Origin of the sequence: Specibacter sp. AOP5-B1-6, from assembly GCF_052376555.1 — a bacterium.
Classification (GTDB): domain Bacteria; phylum Actinomycetota; class Actinomycetes; order Actinomycetales; family Micrococcaceae; genus Specibacter.
This window is the reverse complement of sequence record NZ_JBQSVT010000099.1, coordinates 1-1,569: the sequence shown is the minus strand read 5'-3', so window position 1 is coordinate 1,569 and position 1,569 is coordinate 1. Positions and strand designations below refer to the sequence as shown.

1 protein-coding gene is annotated in these 1,569 nt (G+C 61.7%); it reads right to left on the bottom strand.

Features of this window, described 5'->3' with window-relative positions; genetic code table 11:
• Window positions 1–155 precede the first annotated feature (155 nt).
• Window positions 156–1,550: an IS1380 family transposase gene (locus ACT3TS_RS19610; RefSeq protein WP_444533206.1), complete on the bottom strand. Its 1,395-nt coding sequence runs from the start codon at window positions 1,548–1,550 to the stop codon at window positions 156–158.
• Window positions 1,551–1,569: the final 19 nt, after the last annotated feature.

The following is a 1,569-nucleotide window of genomic DNA, read 5'->3' as shown; positions in this document are numbered from 1 at the left end:
CTTAGCCTTGATCCACCGATCCGGTTTGGGGACTGACTGAATCCCGTTTTTTGGTGGTTTGGTGTTTTTGGGCAGTGGTACGGCCGGCCTTGCTGCCGTTGGTGTTCCACTTTTGGTTCCTTGGGTTGCGCCGGGTTCGGCTGGGTTGACGGGTTCTATGCGGCTTGTGGTGGTGCGTGGGTGGCGGCGAAGAGGTTCTCCCATGCTTCTTGCCATGGCCAGGATGCTGGCAGGTGAAGGGTCATTCGGCGGGCGCTGGAAGCTATCCGGGCCGGGACGCTGATTATTTTGCGGCGGATCGTGCCGGTCCTGGCCTTGGTGAACTGGCCAGCGGCGAGGACTCCTGCGGTGCGGGTGAGGTTGTAGGCCATGACCGCGGCGACCAGCCAAGCCGAGTTCGCGGCGAACTTTCCCGAGGGCAGGTGGGCCAGGGCGCTGTCCTTCAAATCGGCGTTGACTTGCTCGATCCGGGCGTGCTTGCGATGCACGTTGTCAGCGGCAACAGCGTCCAATGTTGCTCCATCAATGGTGGTGAAGAAGGCATGGAAGCGGTACGTGTCAAAGAGCGTCGGCTGCCCCTGGGTCGCTTTGGGGTTCAGCTCGGGGATGCGGCGCACGACCAGGCGCCCGGGGACCTGGTCGACCTTCTTCTTGGAAGAGAACGCGGTGAACGGGATCTCCGCTACTTCTGCCACTGACACCCACGCTTGGGCGTCTTCGTCATAGATGGCGTTGGTGTACTTGATCGGCGTCCACGCATCCTCCGTAATCTGGGTGATGGTGCGTTTGACGGCTTTGTTCATCGGCACCGTGACCGTGACATCGGCACCACCAGCCAGTGCTGCACTGATGGTGGGGTGCCCGTAGTAGGCCGAATCAAAACGACACACCACCGGGCCGGTGACGCCAGTGCGTTTGAGCGTGCCCAGAGCCTCGGTGACGAACTTGTTCGCGCCGCGGGCGGAGTTCGCGGCCCCTTTGCGCAGGCGCTGGGCGATGATCACCGGGGCCGTGTCTTCCCTCGAGGCGGTGGCAAGGACGGCGTTCAGTCCCCGGACCTTGGAGTAGCCGTAACCGGAGCCCTGCTTCAGGTATCCGTGAACTTCGATGATGGTGTCATCCACATCGACGAAGACGAAGTCTTCCCCGGACGGGGCACCAAACAAGGGCGCCGTCCGGGCCAGGTTGACCAGGAACCGGGATGCAACAGCATCCAACTGTTTCACGTGCCCGAAGGTGAAGGAACGCAGGAACGAACCCAGCGTTGACGGGGCATAACAACCCTTGAAGGTTTTCTTCATCCCGCCGTGGCGCAGTATGGCCATGTCATCAATGGAATCGGCCCCGGCGACCATGCCCGCCACCAGGGCGGCAACCTTCAACCCAGCGTTCGCTCCCTTGTCCGTCGGCACGGACAACCACTCATCCGCCAACGAATGCAGGCCCGCGTCCTGGGCCAAACGCATCACCGGGACAAGGCCGGTGGGCGACACAAGATTTTTCTCGTCAAAGGAAACTGACACGGCCGCGCGGGTATGGGAAACTAACATCTGCGAGATGCCCTCTTTT